At 73.9% G+C, this 16904-nt stretch carries 13 protein-coding genes; 5 read left to right on the top strand and 8 right to left on the bottom strand.

Annotated elements, in window-relative coordinates:
• Positions 1 to 10: 10 nt before the first annotated feature.
• The 4 genes from OIE67_RS03770 to OIE67_RS03755 all read right to left on the bottom strand — a co-directional run bounded on the left by OIE67_RS03770 (position 11) and on the right by OIE67_RS03755 (position 4352).
• Positions 11 to 1531 carry a tripartite tricarboxylate transporter permease gene (locus OIE67_RS03770; RefSeq protein ID WP_326636682.1) on the bottom strand — a complete coding sequence of 507 codons (1521 nt, stop codon included), beginning with the start codon at positions 1529 to 1531 and terminating at the stop codon, positions 11 to 13.
• 90 nt (positions 1532 to 1621) lie between these two features.
• Entirely contained in the window at positions 1622 to 2182 is a 561-nt protein-coding gene (locus OIE67_RS03765; RefSeq protein WP_326636680.1) for a tripartite tricarboxylate transporter TctB family protein, read from the bottom strand.
• Positions 2183 to 2196: 14 nt separating this feature from the next.
• Positions 2197 to 3177: a tripartite tricarboxylate transporter substrate binding protein gene (locus OIE67_RS03760; protein WP_326636678.1), complete on the bottom strand. Its 981-nt coding sequence runs from the start codon at positions 3175 to 3177 to the stop codon at positions 2197 to 2199.
• Positions 3174 to 4352, bottom strand: coding sequence for an acyl-CoA dehydrogenase family protein (locus tag OIE67_RS03755; protein WP_326636676.1), 1179 nt, complete (start codon positions 4350 to 4352; stop codon positions 3174 to 3176). The genes OIE67_RS03760 and OIE67_RS03755 overlap by 4 nt, the downstream gene beginning before the upstream one ends.
• 193 nt (positions 4353 to 4545) lie before the next feature.
• Here OIE67_RS03755 and OIE67_RS03750 point away from each other — a divergent pair, with 193 nt between their 5' ends.
• The 5 genes from OIE67_RS03750 to OIE67_RS03730 all read left to right on the top strand — a co-directional run bounded on the left by OIE67_RS03750 (position 4546) and on the right by OIE67_RS03730 (position 9744).
• Positions 4546 to 5760 (top strand): acyl-CoA dehydrogenase family protein, encoded by a 1215-nt coding sequence (locus OIE67_RS03750; protein ID WP_326636673.1) that lies wholly within the window; start codon positions 4546 to 4548, stop codon positions 5758 to 5760.
• A complete protein-coding gene (locus OIE67_RS03745) occupies positions 5757 to 6584 on the top strand; it encodes an enoyl-CoA hydratase/isomerase family protein (protein ID WP_326636671.1) in 828 nt (275 codons plus the stop codon). Before OIE67_RS03750 ends, OIE67_RS03745 begins: the two co-directional genes overlap by 4 nt.
• A gap of 7 nt (positions 6585 to 6591) precedes the next feature.
• Complete coding sequence (locus tag OIE67_RS03740; RefSeq protein ID WP_326636670.1) at positions 6592 to 7722, top strand: CaiB/BaiF CoA transferase family protein; 1131 nt, start codon at positions 6592 to 6594, stop codon at positions 7720 to 7722.
• Between the two features lie 32 nt (positions 7723 to 7754).
• Positions 7755 to 8762: a LysR family transcriptional regulator gene (locus OIE67_RS03735; protein WP_326636668.1), complete on the top strand. Its 1008-nt coding sequence runs from the start codon at positions 7755 to 7757 to the stop codon at positions 8760 to 8762.
• 73 nt (positions 8763 to 8835) lie between these two features.
• A complete protein-coding gene (locus OIE67_RS03730) occupies positions 8836 to 9744 on the top strand; it encodes a hypothetical protein (RefSeq protein ID WP_326636666.1) in 909 nt (302 codons plus the stop codon).
• A gap of 3 nt (positions 9745 to 9747) precedes the next feature.
• Here the strand turns inward: OIE67_RS03730 and OIE67_RS03725 are convergent, their stop codons facing one another.
• From OIE67_RS03725 to OIE67_RS03710, 4 genes are read right to left on the bottom strand one after another with little or no spacing between them, the layout of a single operon-like run.
• Complete coding sequence (locus OIE67_RS03725) at positions 9748 to 11877, bottom strand: FtsX-like permease family protein (RefSeq protein WP_326636664.1); 2130 nt, start codon at positions 11875 to 11877, stop codon at positions 9748 to 9750.
• Positions 11874 to 15134 carry an FtsX-like permease family protein gene (locus OIE67_RS03720; RefSeq protein WP_326636662.1) on the bottom strand — a complete coding sequence of 1087 codons (3261 nt, stop codon included), beginning with the start codon at positions 15132 to 15134 and terminating at the stop codon, positions 11874 to 11876. Before OIE67_RS03720 ends, OIE67_RS03725 begins: the two co-directional genes overlap by 4 nt.
• A gap of 16 nt (positions 15135 to 15150) precedes the next feature.
• A complete protein-coding gene (locus OIE67_RS03715; protein ID WP_326636660.1) occupies positions 15151 to 15927 on the bottom strand; it encodes an ABC transporter ATP-binding protein in 777 nt (258 codons plus the stop codon).
• Complete coding sequence (locus tag OIE67_RS03710; protein ID WP_326636658.1) at positions 15924 to 16856, bottom strand: ABC transporter ATP-binding protein; 933 nt, start codon at positions 16854 to 16856, stop codon at positions 15924 to 15926. The genes OIE67_RS03715 and OIE67_RS03710 overlap by 4 nt, the downstream gene beginning before the upstream one ends.
• Positions 16857 to 16904: the final 48 nt, after the last annotated feature.

Here is a 16904-nt window from a genome sequence, read left to right as displayed (position 1 = left end):
TGAGGATCGGTCAAACCGTCACCTCTTGGTCCGTGTCCTGGCGGACTCTTCGTGCGCGGAGTGCTCGCCGTACCGACAGGGCCGTGGCCAGGACGACGAGAGCGAGGATCACCATCGTGACGGGTCGGCCGAGGACGTAGCCGGGGTTGCCGTCGGAGAAGGCCAGGGTCTGGCGCAGCGAGGTTTCGAGCGTGGGCTGCAGGACGACCGCCAGTACGAAGGGGGCCATGCTGTAGCCGGCCCGGCGCAGGACGAAGCCGAGCAGGCCCGCGACCAGCATGACCACGACGTCGAACATCGAGTTGTTCTCGGCGTACACGCCCACGACGCACAGGCCGATCACGAACGGCATCAGCGCCTGCGGCGGGATGGCCAGCAGGCGGGTGAAGAGTCCCACCAGCGGCAGGTTGAGCACCAGCAGCATCAGGTTGGCGATGTACATCGCGGCGATCACGGTCCAGAACAGCTCGGGCTGGTCCTCGACGAACGTCGGCCCGGGCACGATGCCGTTGAGCAGCAGCGCGGCGAGCACGAGCGCCATGGTCGGCGCGAACGGGATCCCGAGCGCCAGCAGCGGGACGAACGCCGCGCCCGCCGCCGCGTTGTTGGCCGCCTCCGGGCCGGCCACCCCCTCGACGGCGCCCTTGCCGAACCTGCCGGGGTCCTTGGAGATCTTCCGCTCGGTGACGTAGGAGGCGAACGTCGACAGTACGGCGGCGGGGCCCGGCACCAGCCCCAGCAGGAAGCCGATCACCGAGCCGCGCACCGCCGCCGGAGCCGCCCGCCGGGACTCCTCCCCGCTCGGCAGAAGCTCCTTGAGCCGTGGGGCTTTGACCGGCTCGGGACGCCAGCGCCGGCCGACCATCGTGAGCGCCTCGGCCACGCCGAAGACCCCCATGACCAGGGCGATGAAGCTGAATCCCTCGGCCAGGGCGTCGGATCCCATGGTGAAGCGCAACTGGCCGCCGGCCGGGTCGATCCCGACCGTGCCGATCGCCAGGCCGGCGCAGATCATCACGATCGCCTTCGCGGCGGAGCCGTCGGCGAGCGCCGCCAGCAGCAGGAGCCCCGCGACGCACAGCGCCAGGTACTCGGGCGGGCCGAGCTTGACCGCTATCCCGCTCAGCCACGGCGCCGACATCATGAGGCCGAAGATGGCGATGGTGCCCGCCAGGAACGAGGAGAGCGCCGCGATGGTCAGTGCAGGGCCCGCTCTGCCCCGTTTCGTCATCTCGTGGCCGTCGAGGGCCGTGACCACCGACGAGGCCTCACCGGGTACGTTCAGGAGGATCGAGGTCGTCGAGCCGCCGTATGTGGAGCCGAAGTAGATGCCGGCGAACAGGATCAGCGATCCCGTCGGGCCGAGCTGTGTGGTCATCCCGAGCAGGACCGACATCGCGCCGATCGGCCCGATGCCGGGCAGCACGCCGACCACCGTGCCGAGCACCACGCCGACCAGCGCGAGGATGATGAAGGCCGGGTCGGCGAAGGTGGCGAAGCCCGCGCCGAGGTTGTCGATCGCGTCACCCACGGGGGGTCCTTCCGTTCAAAGCAGGCCGGGTCGAAGCGGTCCGGGTCAGAGCAGGCCGAGTCAGAGCGGTCCGGGTCACAACAGGCCAGGTCAGAAGAGGCCGAGCGTGCCGCTCGGCAGGGGGACGGCCAGCCAGCGGACGAAGATCAACCAGGTGGCGGCGCCGAAGGCGAGGCCGAAGATCACGGCTCTGCTCCACCGGGAGATACCCATGATCTTGGCCATCAGGACCAGGGCGATCGACAACGTCACGACCATCCCCACGGTGTCGCCCACCGCCGGCACCAGCAGGGCGGCGGCCAGCACGCCGGCGATCCGCCACCAGCGCACCTCACCCTCGCCCCCGTCCCCGTCCCCAGCGGCGGCCTCCGCGCCGACGCCACGATCCTCCGTACCGACATCGCCGCCCTCGGACGCCGCCCCGAGGCCGGCTTCCGGTGCGGTGACGTCGCCCGGTGTCCCCCGACGGCTCTGCAGCAGGACGACGACGCTGGTGACGGTCAGAACGAGCGCGACGATCAAAGGGAAGAAGCCCGCCCCGCTGTCCGCCATCGTCCCCAGGCCCTCACCGAGGGCGAGCACGCCGTACAGCAGGCCCAGCACCAGCAGTGACCCGGCGACGATCACCTCCGGCTTGACGCTTCCTCGCACAAGACCCGATCTTCTCATTTCGCCGCGATCAGGTTCGCCGCCTCGGCGGTCTTCTCGGCCAGCTTGGCCTTGGCCGCCTCACCGTCGGCCCCGCTGACGACCAGCCCCAGCTTCCGCGCCGCCTCGGCGAACTTCGGGCTCTTGACGGCCGAGCCGAAGACCTCGTTCAGCTTCCGCTGGACGTCGGCGGGCAGGCCCTTCGGCGCGATCACCACGTTGTACGCCTCCCACTCCAGAGCGACGTCCTGCTGCTTGAAAGTTTTGATCTCGGGGGCGAGCTCGATGGGCTCGGCGGAGGCGATCGCCAGCGCGCGCAGCTTGCCGGCCTTCAGCTGCGCCATCCCGCCGGCCAGTTGCATCACGCCCACCTCGACGTTGTCGCCGATCAGGGCCGTGACGGTGGCCTGGTCGCCGTCGAACTTGACGTGCTTGAACCGCGTACCCGTCAGCTGCTCGAACTTCTGGGCCGGGATGGCGTAGTTGAGCGGCCCCTCGGCGATCGTGATGGTCCCCGGCCGCGCCTTGGCGGCCGTGACCAGGTCGGCGACGCTCTTGTACGGCGAGTCGCCAGGCACCACGAACAGCACCGGCGACGTGGTGACCTCGCTGATCACCGAGATCGACGCCGGATCGTAGGAGACCTTCTCGGTCCGCGGGAGCAGCGTCAGCGGCCCGTCCGGCACCAGGCCGATCGTGTGCCCGTCCGGTTTGGCGCTGAGCGTCGCCGTGGTGCCGACCGCGCCCGCGCCGCCCTCCCTGTTCACGACCTGGACGCGCCGGCCGAGCTTGCCCTCGGCGTTGACGATCTCGACCAGCGCGCGGGACGTCGCGTCGATGGCGCTGCCGGCCGGATAGGGCACGATGAGCTGGACGTTCCTGGTCGGATAGCCGGCCTGGGACGCGGGCGCGCCGCACGCCGCGAGGACGAGGACGACGGCCGCGAGGAGCGCGGGCAGCGCGGCACGGCCGCGTCCGCCGGCCGGAAGAACACTCATGGGGGACCTCCTGGGAGGGACTGGGGAGGATGGGTTCCCGGCCCGATGGCGGCCGTGGCGATGATCGGGTCATGCCAGCCGTCGTCGCCGAAGTCGTAGGCGTCTCGGTGCAGCCGCTTGAAGAACAGGTGCGCGCTGTGCTCCCAGGTGAAGCCCATCGCGCCGTGGAACTGCACCATCGCGGCGGACATCCGGCGGGCCAGGTCGGCGGCGCGGCTCTTGACCACCGACGTCATCAGCACCGCGTCGTCGCGCCCGGTGTCGTGGGCGTGGGCGGTGTACCACAACGCCTGGGTGATCGTCGTCCACGCCACGTACAGCTCGGCCAGTTCGTGCTGGATCGCCTGGAAGCTGCCGATCGCGCGGCCGAACTGCCGGCGCGCACGAAGGTGATCGAGCGTGATCCGCAGCGCCGTGCCCGCGGCGCCGACGAGGTCCGCGCTCACCAGCACGGTCAGCCGCCGTACGACGTGCTCGAAGCCGTCGTCGTGCGCCCAGCTCAGCGGCTCGGCGGGCACGCCGGCCAGGCTCACCCGGGCCGCGCGTACGGTCCGGTCGACGGTCTCGACCGCGTGGATCGACACCCCGGGATGCCCGGCAGGCACGACGAAGATGGCGGGGCCGGTCGCCGTCGTGGCGGCGACCAGCAGCAGGTCGGCGTCCTCGGCCTGGCCGGCGATGCCGGCGTCGCCGTCGAGCAGGAACTCGCCGGTGGCGATGCCGGTCCCGGAGTTGAGCAGGCCGTCGCCGGTGGCGGTGACGGCGATGCCGGCGCGGTCCCACGAGCCGCCGGGAGCGCGCAGGGCGGTCGCGCCGACGAGTTCGCCCGCGACCATCGGCGCGAGCCAGCGGCGCCGCTGCTCCGGGTCGATCGAGGTGGCGAGGACGTCACAGGCGGCCATGGCCGTTCCGACGCCGGCCGGCGCGAGGCCGGCCCCCAGCGCCTCGGCGACCACGGCGAGGTCGAGCAGCCCGAGCCCGAGCCCGCCGTCCGGTGGCGCGGCCGTCACCCCGAGCCAGTCGAGCTCCGCGGCCTCGCGTCGCAGTTCGGCGTCGAGCCCGGCCGAGGGCGCGTCGGCGTACTGCGCCACGCGCGCCAGGTCCAGGTGACGATCGAGCCGCCGCCGTACGGCGCCACCCATCGCCACCTGCTCCTCGCTCAGCCTGAAGTCCATGTCACCGGTCCACTTCCGCGAATGGCACACAGTTCACCGTGCGGGTGTGAAGTACGTCAAAGACGTGAACTCACCCCGACTCATTGCGTTACGCAATGAGTCGGTCATGGGTTTTGCTCTTTGACGCTCCAGAACGACGGTGCCCAGGATGGGCGTGCGACAGGGCCGAATCGGACGGGGAGTGGTGCACGGCATGGATCTTCGATACTCGCCGGCGGCGGAGAGTTTCCGGCGGGAGATCCGTCGCTGGCTGGCGGAGTCCGTGCCGGCGACGTGGCGCCGGCCGGGTTTCTGGATCGACCGCGACGGGAGCGAGGAGTCCCTGGAGCTGCGGCGGCGCTGGGAGAAGGACCGGTTCGAGAACGGCTTCGCCGGCGTCGACTGGCCGGCCGAGTACGGCGGGCGCGGGGCCGATCAGGAGATCAGAGCGGTGCACGACGAGGAGATGGCGCGCGCCAGGGCGCCGATCGGCCCGTTCCTCGGCCTGACCTACCTCGGCACGGCGCTGCTCGGCCCCACACTGCTGCGCTACGGCACCGACGCGCAGAAACGCACGATCCTGCCGCGCATCCTGTCCGGCGAGACGATCTGGTGCCAGGGGTTCTCCGAGCCGGAGAGCGGCAGCGACCTGGCCGGCCTCTCGACCGCCGCCCGGCGCGACGGCGACGTCCTGGTGGTCTCCGGCCAGAAGACCTGGACCACGCTGGCGCGGCACGCCGACGCGATGTTCGCCCTGGTTCGCACCGATCCGGCGGCGGAACGACGGCGCGGCATCACGTTCCTGCTGATCGACCTGACGCTGCCGGGGGTGCGGGTGCGCCCGATCCGGCAGATGTCCGGCTCGCAGGAGTTCGGGGAGGAGTTCTTCGACGAGGTACGGGTGCCGATCGACGGCAACGTCGTCGGCCGGATCGACGACGGCTGGTCCGTGGCCCGGTATCTGCTCTCGGTCGAGCGGAACGCCTCGCCGATCAGCCAGTACGTGGAGTTCCGCCACGAGCTCGACGACGTGATCGCCGCGGCCCGGCAGGTCAGGAAGGACGGCCGTCCGGCCATCGACGACCCTCAGGTCAGGACCAGGATCGCGCGCTGCCGGGCCGACCTGGAGCTGCTCCGGGTGCGCGGCTACGACGCGATGACCCGTACGGCCAGGGGACAGGACCTGGGGGCCGACGCCTCGGTCACCAAGCTGCTGTGGTCACGGACCAGGCTGGCGATCGCCGACCTGGGCGCCGACATCCTCGGCCTGGACGGCCACCTGAGCGCCGAACCTGACGGCGGGCATCACGAACAGTTCGGGCATCTCCGCTGGCGGCACCTCCACGTACGCGGCCAGCGGATCGCCGGCGGCACCGCGCAGATCCAGCGTACGATCATCGCCCGCGACCTGCTGGGCCTCCCCCGATGAGCGCCACCGCGATCGGCTCGGGAACCGTGCTGTTCCAGCTCCGCGACGGGGTCGGCACGGTGACCCTCAACCGGCCCGAGCGCCGCAACGCGATCTCCTGGCCGCTCGTGCAGGACCTCCTCGCCGCGATCGAGCGAGCCGGCGCGGAACGGGACCTGCGCGTCCTCGTCGTCACCGGCGCGGGCGCCGACTTCTGCGTCGGCGCGGACCTCGCGCGGGTCGGCTCGGACAGTGCCCAGGACCAGGAGACGCGGACACTGCGCGGACGTTCGGTGGCCGACGACCGCGAACGGCTGCGCCGGGCCTCGGCCATCGTGGAGACGCTCGCGCACTTCCCCGCGCCGACGATCGCCGCCGTCAACGGCGCCTGCGCCGGGGCGGGGCTCAGCCTCGCGCTGGCCGCCGACTTCCGGATCGCGGCGCGGAAGGCGGTGTTCAACACCGCGTTCGTCAGCGCCGGGGTCTCCGGCGACCTGGGCAGCGCCTGGCTGCTGACCCGTGCGGTGGGTGGCGCCCGCGCGCGGGCGCTGCTGCTCGACCCGGCCAAGCTCACCGCCGCCGAGGCGGCCGACCTGGGACTCGTGACCGAGACCACGGCCGATCTGGCGGCGCGGGTCGGCGCGCTGGCGGCCAAGCTCGCCGCGCAGGCGCCGATGGCGATGCAGTACGCCAAGGAGAACCTGACCGACGCCGGAACGGCCACCCTGCCCGATTACCTGCGCCGAGAGGTGCCCCGTATGGTCGAGTGTGCCCGCAGTGGCGATGCGCGGCGGGCCGCCCAAGCCTTCCTGGAAAAGCGCAAACCGGTCTTCACCGGAGAGTAGGAGCGGCATGAAGCCCCCGCTTGAGGGAGTTCGCGTCGTCGAGTTCGGCCACTACATCGCCGCGCCGGCGGCGACCCAGATGCTGTCCGACCTGGGCGCCGAGGTCATCAAGATCGAGCCGCCCAGCGGCGACCAGGCGCGTGGCATCGGCGCGTACGGCGAGGGCATCGTCCTGGCCTACAACCGTGGCAAGCGCTCGATCGTGCTCGACCTCAAGCAGGCCGGCGACAGGGAGACCGCCCTGGGCCTGATCGCGGAGGCGGACGTCGTCGTGCAGAACCTGCGGGCCGACGCGCTGGCCCGCCTCGGTCTCGGGCCCGACGAGCTGCGGGCGGCCAATCCCCGGCTCGTGCACGTCTCGGTCCGCGGTTTCAGCTCCCGGGGCCCCTCCGCACAGCGGGCCGGCCTCGACATCGCCGCGCAGGCCGAGAGCGGGCTGATGTCGGTCAACGGCGAGCTCGGCGGTGATCCGCTCCGGGTCGGCTTCCCCATCGCCGACGTCGCCGCGAGCTACGCCGTCGTCCAGGTCGTCCTCGCCGCGCTGCTGCGCAGGGAGCGTACCGGCGAGGGCGGGGTGGCCGAGGTCTCGCTGCTGGACGCCGCGATCCACCTGCAGTCGGCGATGTGGGGCGAATGGCACGCCTCCGGGCAGGAGCCGCGGCGCAAGGGCAACGGCCAGGCGACCGTGGCCCCGGCGGCCGACCTCGTCCGCACCGCCGACGGGACCATCGTCCTGTCGGCCTACACCGCCGAGCACTTCGCCCGGCTGTGCCGGCTCATCGACAGGACGTGGATGCTCGACGACCCCCGCTTCGCCGACAACCCCGCCCGGGTGGCCAACCGGGAGGCGCTCCTGGCCGAGATCTCCCAGGCACTCGGCGGCCTGCGGACGGAGGAGTGCCTGGCGATGCTGGCCGGCCACGGGATCGTCGCGGCGGAGGTGCGGACGTACCAGGACGTGACCGAGGCGGCGGACGTGCGCGCCAGCGGCGTTTTGACCACGGGGGTCGGGCCGGACGGTGACCGCTTCACCGTTCCTTCGCTGCCCTTCACGCTCGACGGCGTCACCGTCGAGGCGGACCGGGCGGTGCCCCGCGCCGGGGCGCACTCGGACGCGCCCGGCTGGCACACCGCTTGACCTGGTACGCGGGGCCCCCATTGGATCGCACCATGAACGTCCGCGAGCTCGAATGTTTTCTCGCCGTTGTCGACCAGGGCAGCATCACCCGGGCCGCCTCCGCGCTCTACCTGGCGCAGCCGTCCCTGTCGCAGATCATCCGCCGCCTGGAGAGCGACCTCGGCGTGGAGCTGTTCCGCCGGGTCGGGCGCGGGCTGGTGCTCGCGCCGGCCGGCGAGGCGCTGGTCGGACCGGCCCGCCAGGTCGTCCGTGACCTGCACCATGCCCGCCAGGTCGCCGAGGGCTACCGGGGGCTCGAACGCGGACGGGTCGACCTGGCGATCTCCACCTCCCTCACGTCCAACTTCCTGGCCGCGTGGGTGGGGCACTTCCGGCGCGAGCATCCCGGGTTCACGGTCCGGCTCAAACAGCACGACGGTGACACCGACGAGATCGTCCACCTGATCAGGTCGGGCGAGGCCGAGCTCGCCTACGCGGTCGCGCCCGTGTCCCGGTCGGGCATCGACTGCGTGCGCATCGGGGAGGGCGAGGTCGTGCTGGCGCTGCCGCCCAGCTGGCGCGCCGACTTCCCCGACCCGGTCCCGGCCGCCCTGCTCGGCGGCCTGCCGATGATCGTCGATCGGGGGTTCGGGCGGTCGTACCTCGACTCCATCGGCGTCGAGTCCACCGTCGTGGTGGACGTCAGCGAACCGGCCGGGCTGGTCCCGCTGATCATCGCGGGCGCGGGGGCCGCCGTCCTGCCGATGCGCCAGGCCCTGGACGCCCGGCGCAGGGGGGCGAGCCTGCGCATGATCGAACCGCTGACCGTACGGGCGATCTACGCCATCACCTCGACCTCCCCGCTGTCGATCCCGGCCCGCCGGTTCCTCGAACTCAGCAGGGAGAACCTCGACCGCTGGCGGCGCGCCGTGACCAGGCGCACCGACCGGGGCATGACGCTGCTGGAGGCGTCCATCGACGCCGACAGCGTGATCGAGGCCGCCTACCAGCGCCTGGACGAGACCCCGTATCACCCGGACTCCGGGCCCCGCGGGCGGTGAGTCCCGGGGACGAATGCCAGGTTCCGGCGCTCGCCACCCTCGGATCCGAGGCCGGCGAGGCAGAATGGCGGCGATGAGCTTCAGGGATGAGCGCGTGAACCGGCGGCCGGCGGCCTCGGCCGTCTGCGCGCTGCTCGCCGCGGCTCTGGCCGCCGCGCAGGTCCTCGCCGCGGATCGCCTCGGCATCAATCCGTGGACGACCCGAGCGGGCCCGTTCGACGAGTACATCGACTGGGACCACGCGGTGACCCGTTCCACGTGGTATCCGGCCGCCTCCGCCCTGCTCGCCGCCGCGATCACGTACCGCGGGTTCCGGCGTGCGCCGTGGTCCTGGCGGTGGCTGCCGCCGGCGGCCTGGCTCGGCTCCTCGCTGATCGCCGCCCCGCTGCTGTACGGCCTGGCCTCCGCCGCGCCGGAACACGGCCTCGACTCCAGTCCGTCCGAGGTGGCCTGGGCGACGATCGTCGGCGGCGCTGTCGGCGCCGCCGCGACGATGGCGGCGCTACGGCATCGAGAGGCCGGCGTGGGCCTGATGGCCTACACCCTGTGGATCTCCCTGCTGGAGTTCACCAGACCCTGGTGGTGGGATCGGCCGCCGGCCTTCGATCCCCTGCTCACCGAAGCCGTGCTGAGTGACGACGGCCGGCACGTGGTGACGGCGCTGCTCCGGGAGGCCGGTGGGATCACCGCAGGGCTGATCGGACCGGTCCTGATCAGCGGGGTCGTCGCGGTCTGGGCGGCGGCGCGGCGGGGCCGGTGGCGGAGCGGCGCCCTCGCGGGCACGGCCGGTCCTCTCCTGCTCTGCGCCGTCTACCTCACGATCGACCCGGGCCTGAGCGACCAGGAGAGCCTCCAGAGCACCCTGTGGACGTACGCCGTCGTCGCGGTGCCGATCGGCCTGGGTGTCAGCACCATCACCGGCATCGTCGTCGCCCGGATCGTCGCGGCACGGAAGCACACGGCAGGTTCGCCGGCGGTCTAGGGCTCAGTTGTCGCCCGCGCGGAGTACCTCGCTCAGCCGGCGTCGGCGGCGTAGCGCCGATTCGACCGGCACCACGACGGCGACCGCCGCCAGGAACACCACTGCCACCAGGCCGAGCCCCCACCATGGGGATGCCGGGGCCGGCGCGGCGCCGGTGAGCAGGTGCAGGGAGAGCGAGCCGAACGTCAGGTGGGCGAGCAGTGCCCCGAGCAGCGGGCCGCCCACGGCGGCGAGCAGCACCGGCGGCAGCAGTTCTCCGGCGGCGACCCAGCGGGCCTCCCGGGGCCGCAATCCGAGGGTGCGCAGCCGGGTCAGGGTCTGCCAGCGCTCCGGCGCGCCGGCCGCCGTGCCGAGAGCGAGTCCCAGCAGGCCCAGAACCGGCAGCGTCACCGCCGAGACCCAGGCCAGCCGCAGCAGGCCCGTGGCCAGCGGCCCGGCCGCGGTCCCCTGGCCGACGGTGGCGAGGGTGGGCCCGTGGCTCATGGTGGCGGCGAAGATGAGCGCGTACGAGGTCAGGGCCACGGACGTCACGAGCACCAGCAGGGGCAGCAGCCGGGCCGAGGTCGCCGCCGCCCGCGCGGCCCCGAAGACCGCCAGCGGCCGGCGCGAGCGCAGCAGCCGCCCGAGCGCGACACGCAGCGCGAGGGGCAACGCCTTCGCCAGCAGGAGCGCGCCCGCGAGCGCGCACAGGGCGGGCGCGCTCGCGGCCAGCACTCCCCCGCCGATCCCCCGCTGGTAGAGGGCGACGAGGGCGCCGGCCGCGGCCACCAGCACGCCGAGCTCCAGAGCGGCCCGCCGCAGCCGTACGGTGTCCCGCATCCATCGCCGCGCGCTCCGGTTGGCCGGGACGCGGCGGTCCCGGGTGGCGCGGGCGGCGGTGAGCGTCCCGAACGCCGGTCCGGCGGCGACGGCCGTGACCACCACGGGCGCGATCCACTCCCAGGAGACCCCCGGCGCGACCGCCCGGGCCAGGCCGAGCCCGGCCACCGCGGCCAGCAGCGCCGTCACCGCGGATTCGAGCAGCAGCTCGCCGCCGATCACCGGCAGCGACATCCCGCGCTGCCGGGCGGCGGCCAGGGCCCTGGCACGGCGGCGCACCAGCAGGTCGGCGGCCAGCAGCAGGACCAGGACGGCGACGGCGAGCAGGGTGACGACCAGCAGGGACGCCTGCGCGAACGCGGCCTCGACCTGCGCGCTCACCGTCCGCAGCACTCCGTCGAGCCGGGTCTCCCACTTCAGCGAGCCGTCCCGGGCGGCGGAGGAGCCGGAGGCCGCCTTGAGCGCGACCACCCTCGCGGCGACCGGCGGGACCATGGCCCAGGTGAGCCGGTCAGGGTCGGGGGTGAACCGGACGGTACGCCGCAATTCGTCCTGGCCGAAGGCGAGCCGGGCGTCGGGCAGCGACTCGCGGGACAGCAGCCCGGCGAACCGGGTGCCGTTCGCGGCGGTGACGGGGTTCAGCAGCGCGGGCAGCGGCCGCCAGACGGGGTCGGCGCTGTCCTGCGGCCGGAAGATGCCGCTGATCTGGACGTCCTTCACGTTCCCCTGGTCGTCGGCCAGCGGGATGCGGGCGCCGGGACGGACCTGGAGCGCGGCGGCGTCCGCCTCGGACAGGCCCGCCTGCACCACCCACGGCGGCGCGCCGTAGGGAACCGACGCCGTCTCGGAAGCCGTGGGCCGGGGCGGGCCGCCCGCGACCCAGGTCACCTCGGGTCCGCCGTCTCGGGCCACGTAGGCGAGCTGGAACGTCCGCAGCACGCTGCCGTCGGTGATCTTGAGGGTGGGGCTGATGACGCTGGCGACCGGTGGGCGCAGGACGGCCCGCAGGCCGGGGCCGAGTTCCTCCGTCGCCCTGGCCCGGAAGTCGTCGACGTCCTCGGCGAGGCGGGGGTGCCGCAGGCGGCTGCCGTTCGGCCCGTCGTCGGCCTCCATGCGGCTGTGGACCTGGAGGTCGCCGCCGTTCCCGCGGACGGCCTCCCGTACGGCGGCGTCGGCGGTCGCGGTCAGGAGCGGCGGCACCGCGCCGGCCAGCAGCGTGATGGCCGCCACCACGACGGCGGCCAGGAGCAGCGGCCCGGCGTCCGCGCGGGCACGGCCGGCCACGCTGGGCCAGTGCGGTCCCGGAATCCTCATGACGCCACCCGCAGGTACGCGGCGTCGGCGCGCCGGGCCTGGACGACGACCACGGCGCTCACCGCGAGCGCGCACCCGGCCAGCAACCCGGCGAGCAGGACGGCCTCGGCGGCCCACGGCCAGACGGGCAGCACCTCGGGCACGGGCGCCGCGCCGGTGTCGGCGCGGACGAGCAGCGGCGCGACGAGGCGGGTGGCCAGCGCGCCGACGACCGCGCCAGCCGCGAGCAGCGGCAGCAGGATGCCGACGTGCTGGCCGAGCAGCACGGTACGGATCTCGCGCCGGGTCATCCCCAGCCCCCGCAGGCGTGCCACCTCGACCGCGCGGGCCCGCAGGTCGAACGTCACGTGCAGGACGATCCCGGCCAGCATCAGCAGCACCGCGGCAGGCACCAGCAGTCGCAGCACGGCCGGCAGCCCGGCCCGCAGCGGGCCGCCGGTCAGCCGGGCGGTCTCGGACGCGCGCGTGGTGACGCCGCCGAGCCGGAGGTCGGCCACGTCGGCTCTGACGGGACTGCCGATCCACCACGCGTCCACGGGCACGTCGAAGACGCCGCTGACGGCGAGGGCGCGGGAGAGGACGTCGAAGTCGGCCAGGACGGCCGCGGCGCTCGGAGCGGACGGCACGGCCGGCAGCACCTCGGCCACGCTGACCTCGACGCGGGTGAGGCCGACGGTGAGGTCCAGCTGGGAGCCGCGCCGGGCGCCCGCCTCGGCGGCGAAGCGGGCGGAGACGGCGACGGGCACCGGTCCTGGAGCGGGGAAGGCGGTGGCGACCAGGGTTCTGGCGGCGTCCGGCGGGCCCTTGAGCGCGACGGTCGTGGTCATCTTCAGCGCGGTGCCCGCGGAGGTGCCGGTCAGGGCTACGGCCGGCCGGCCGAGCTGCCCAGGGGACGGCCCGGCCGAGGTGGCCGTCCAGGACGGCTCCGCCGAACCGCGTCCCGCGCCGGTCCCTGCGTCGGTTTCCGCGCCGGCTTCCGTGCCGGTCCCTGCTCCAGTTCCCGCGCCGGTTCCGCGGCCCGTGCCGGTTCCCGCCACGGTGAGTGTCACGGCGACGCGGCTGTCTCCGGCCGGGAGTTCGTCCAGGAAATTGGAGTAGCCGGTGCCCACGTTCCCCGTCGCGATCGCGAACGGCAGCGACACCGCGACCAGCCGGAGTCCTTCGGCGGTGGCGCAGTCCGGCAGCCGATGTGCCTTTCCGTCGAGCGGGATGGGCGCACCCGTGCAAGGCGTACGCAGCCCGGTCACGTCTTGCAACAGCAGCCGCGGCGTCACGGTCAGCGGCGTCGCGCCGGTCGCCTTCCCGACCAGGGAGAGCGTGGCTCCGGCCGGGACCGGGATCCCGGTGGCACGCGAGGGCGGCGCGAGGGCGGCGCCGACGTCGTTCCAGGTGCGGCCGTCGTTCAGCCGCCCGCGCAGCAGCGCCTCGGCCCGCGTGGTGTCCATGGCGATCAGCCGCGGCGGGTCTCCGGCGCCGCCGAGCCACTGCCCGACCGCGACGCCCCGATCGGTGGCCGGGCTCACCTCTCCCCCGACGGCCGCGCCGACCCTCCCGCCCTGCCCGGCGGCGGGCGGCGCGGTGAGGGTGAGCGCGAGGTCGGTGCCGACCGCCAGATCGGCCTGATCCTGCTGCGAACGCTGCCACGTCGCGTCGAACCCGATCCCGTACGTGGCCGCCGCGCAACCCAGCCCGATCAGCAGCCCCGCCGCGACCGCCTGGGGCCTGCGGGCGGCTTCGAACGCGGCCAGCGGCACCATGAACCCGCGAGCCCGGACGGCCAGCCGTTCCACGCCCCGCAACGCGGGCCACACCAGCCGCAACGTCACGGCCGACCCGGCGATGAGCAGCAGCGCGGGCGCGAGCACCCGTACGGCGTCGATGGGAGATCCGGAACCGGCTGGCTGGTCGCGCAACTGCCACCAGCCGACGGCGGCGAGCGCAACGAGCAGCAGGTCGGCGCCGGATCGGGCGAGCAGTTCGCGCCGTCCGCGCACCCCGGCGGCGGGGGTGCGCAGTGAGGGCACGACGAGGACCGCCGCCAGCGCCAGCGCGCCGCCGGCCACGGAGAGCACCTGCGCGGCGTTCACGGCGAAGGGCGTGGCCAGCCCGGCCCCGTCCATGGGCGGCAATTGGGTAAGCCCGGCGTGCAGGGCGGAGGAGGCCGGGATCGCGACCGCGGTGGCGAGCACGGCGAGCGCGCCGGCCTCGATGAGCGCGGCGCCGGCGAGCTGACCGCGGCCGACGCCCAGTGCGGACAGCAGCACGGTCTCGTCGTCGCGCACCCCGGCGCTGAGCCGGCCGGCCAGGGCGAGGGCGGTCGCGGTCAGGACGAGACCGATGGCGGCGACGGCGAGCACGGCGGCCGTGGTGACCCGCTGCTGCTCGTGCCCGGCCAGCAGCGTCGAGGGCAGCAGGGAGGCGACGCGCTGGATGCGTACCCGGTCGCCGAGCGTCCGCCCGAGCCGGCGGTCGGCGCCGAGCACGGCCTGGGTGACGGTGTCGAGGTCGCGGACGTCGGGGGCGGACAGGTCAGGGTGGGCGGTGATCTCCAGCCGGTCGAGGACCGAGCCGCCGCCGAGCAGATCGGCCAGGTCGACGATGAACGGCCCGTACGCGTGCACCGGCTGCGCGGAGCGGCCGTCGCGGTAGGCCGGATCGTGGCCGGTGGCGGCGAGCGGGTCACGCTCCCAGCCGGTGCCGGGCAGCGGGCGGACGATCCCGGTCACCCGCACCTCGATCCCCTCGTCGGGATCGTCGGTCAGCTCCCTGCCGAGCCTGATCCGGCTGCCGGCCTTCAGGCCGAGCCGCCGCGCGGTGCTCTCCAGCACCACCGACTCCGCCGGCACGGCACCCGCCCGGGGCAGGCGTCCCGCGGCGAGCTGGGTGCGGGCCGGCAGGTCCTCCACCCCCGACAGGTACGCCACGGCCGGAGCGCCGGCGTCAGGGAACGACCGCATCACGGACGACGCGCGCGCGGCCGTCGTGGTCGCGAACGGGGCGAGGGCCGAGGTCAGCACGGCGCGGGTGTCGTCGGCGACGGACCTCGCGTCCTCGCCGCGCACGGTGACGGTGTAGGCGGTGACGTCGATCTGGTCGGAGGTGGTACGGGAGGCGGCGGTCTCCAGCGCCTGCTCGGCGGTACGGGTGAGCAGGAGGGCGCAGATGCCGAGCAGTGTGGGGCCGACCACGGCGACGGCGAGGAGGGCGGCCAGCAGCGGCCACTGCGCACGGGCGCGCCGGGCGACCAGCCTCAGCACGGGCAGCCCTCACGGATCACGAATCGCCCCGGCCGTCGGAGTCGAGCCGCCCATGGGACCGCGCACCGGAAGGCTGATCGAGCCGACCGTCCGAGCGCGGCCCGGGATCCTGGTCGAGATGCCCGTCGTTGATGCGGATCACCCGATCCGCCAGCGCTAGCATCGTCGGATCATGCGTGGAGACCAGTGCCGTCACCCCCTCCGACTCCACCACCCCGCGCAGCAGCGCCATCACCGACAGGCCGGTCTCGGCGTCCAGCTGCCCGGTCGGCTCGTCCGCGATCAGCAGCCGGGGTGAGGCGGCCAGCGCCCTGGCGATCGCCACCCGCTGCTGCTGCCCGCCGGACAGCTCACCGGGCACCTGCTCGGCGTGGTCGGCCAGTCCGACCAGCTCCAGCAGCAGCGCGACCCGCCGCTCCCGCTCCGCCGCCGGTACGCGGGCCAGCCGCAGCGGGGCGCCCACGTTCTCCGCGGCCGACAGCACCGGGATCAGGCCGAAGGTCTGGAAGACGTACGAGACCTTCTCCCGCCGTAACAGGGACAGGCCGTCCTCGTCGAGGGAGGTGACGTCCGTACCGTCGACGAGGACCGTGCCGGAGTCCGGGCGGTCCAGGCCGCCGATGACGTTGAGCAGCGTGGTCTTGCCGGAGCCGGACCGCCCGACGAGGGCGGTCATGGTGCCGGGCGCGAGGTCGAACGTGACGTCCCGCAGCGCGTGCACGGCGGTCGCCCCGCTGCCGAACCGGCGGTGCACGCTCCGCACGCTGACCAGCGGCCCGTTCGCGCCGCTCATCCGGCCTCGCCGCCGTGGGGACGGATCGCGACGTGATCGGCCTCCAGCACCAGCCGGACCCGCCGCGTCAGCGCCAGCGCCTCCCGATAGTCGCGCGGCACCTGGACCCGTCCGGCCCGGTCCATCACGGCGTACTCCTCGGCGATCATCCGCTGAGCGCCGTCGTCGCCGGTCGCGGTACGCCGCAGCACCTCGCTGCTGGTGCGCCCGTCGCGGATCGCCACCGTCCGCTCCACCTGCCCGCTGACCGCGGGATCGTGGGTCACGACGACGACCGTGACGCCCAAGTGCCGGTTGACGTCGCGCAACACCCCGAACACCGAGGCCGACGTGGCACTGTCCAGCTCTCCGGTCGGCTCGTCGGCCAGCAGCACCCTGGGCTCGTTGGCGAGGGCCACCGCGATGGCCACCCGCATCTGCTGCCCGCCGGACAACTGCCCGGGCCGCCGCTCGGCGCACTCGGCGACGCCGAGCAGCTCCAGCAGCTCCGCGGCGCGCTTGCGACGCACCCGGCCGGACGTGCGGGCCGCCGTCATCGGCAGGTCGACCATCTGGCGCGCGGTCAGGTACGGGATCAGGTTGGCGGCGGTCTGCTGGCGTACGAGTCCGACGGTGTGCCGCCGGTACCGGACCCGATCAGCCCGCGACATGTCCAGGAGGTTCCACCGATCGACCCGCACCCGTCCGGCGGTGGGCGCGTCGACCCCGGCCAGGATGGACAGCAACGTCGACTTCCCCGACCCGGACGCCCCGACGACGGCCACCATCTCCCCGCCGTCCACGACCAGGTCCAGCCCCTGCAGCGCCTGCACCTCGACCGACCCGGACTGATAGATCCGCACCAGGCTCTCGCACGCGATGAGCGCGTCTCGCCCGAACTCCGGCGCCTTGGCGGGAGGCTGCGGCAGGGACAAGGGCGTGATGGACATCTCCTCCTCGAACCCCGGCACGAGCGCCACTTCCGGGCCAGACTCTAT

This window comes from Nonomuraea fuscirosea, assembly GCF_035917475.1.
Taxonomy (GTDB): Bacteria; Actinomycetota; Actinomycetes; order Streptosporangiales; family Streptosporangiaceae; genus Nonomuraea; species Nonomuraea fuscirosea.
The sequence above is the reverse complement of the archived record's forward strand: the minus strand, read 5'-3'. Positions and strand labels throughout refer to the sequence as shown.

Bases quoted from the DNA above. Each gene is read 5' to 3' on its own strand.
- OIE67_RS03760 (WP_326636678.1), bottom strand. From the start codon at position 3,177: ATGAGTGTTCTTCCGGCCGGCGGACGCGGCCGTGCCGCGCTGCCCGCG.
- OIE67_RS03755 (WP_326636676.1), bottom strand. From the start codon at position 4,352: ATGGACTTCAGGCTGAGCGAGGAGCAGGTGGCGATGGGTGGCGCCGTA.
- OIE67_RS03750 (WP_326636673.1), top strand. From the start codon at position 4,546: ATGGATCTTCGATACTCGCCGGCGGCGGAGAGTTTCCGGCGGGAGATC.
- OIE67_RS03745 (WP_326636671.1), top strand. From the start codon at position 5,757: ATGAGCGCCACCGCGATCGGCTCGGGAACCGTGCTGTTCCAGCTCCGC.
- OIE67_RS03740 (WP_326636670.1), top strand. From the start codon at position 6,592: ATGAAGCCCCCGCTTGAGGGAGTTCGCGTCGTCGAGTTCGGCCACTAC.
- OIE67_RS03735 (WP_326636668.1), top strand. From the start codon at position 7,755: ATGAACGTCCGCGAGCTCGAATGTTTTCTCGCCGTTGTCGACCAGGGC.
- OIE67_RS03730 (WP_326636666.1), top strand. From the start codon at position 8,836: ATGAGCTTCAGGGATGAGCGCGTGAACCGGCGGCCGGCGGCCTCGGCC.
- OIE67_RS03725 (WP_326636664.1), bottom strand. From the start codon at position 11,877: ATGAGGATTCCGGGACCGCACTGGCCCAGCGTGGCCGGCCGTGCCCGC.
- OIE67_RS03715 (WP_326636660.1), bottom strand. From the start codon at position 15,927: ATGAGCGGCGCGAACGGGCCGCTGGTCAGCGTGCGGAGCGTGCACCGC.
- OIE67_RS03710 (WP_326636658.1), bottom strand. From the start codon at position 16,856: ATGTCCATCACGCCCTTGTCCCTGCCGCAGCCTCCCGCCAAGGCGCCG.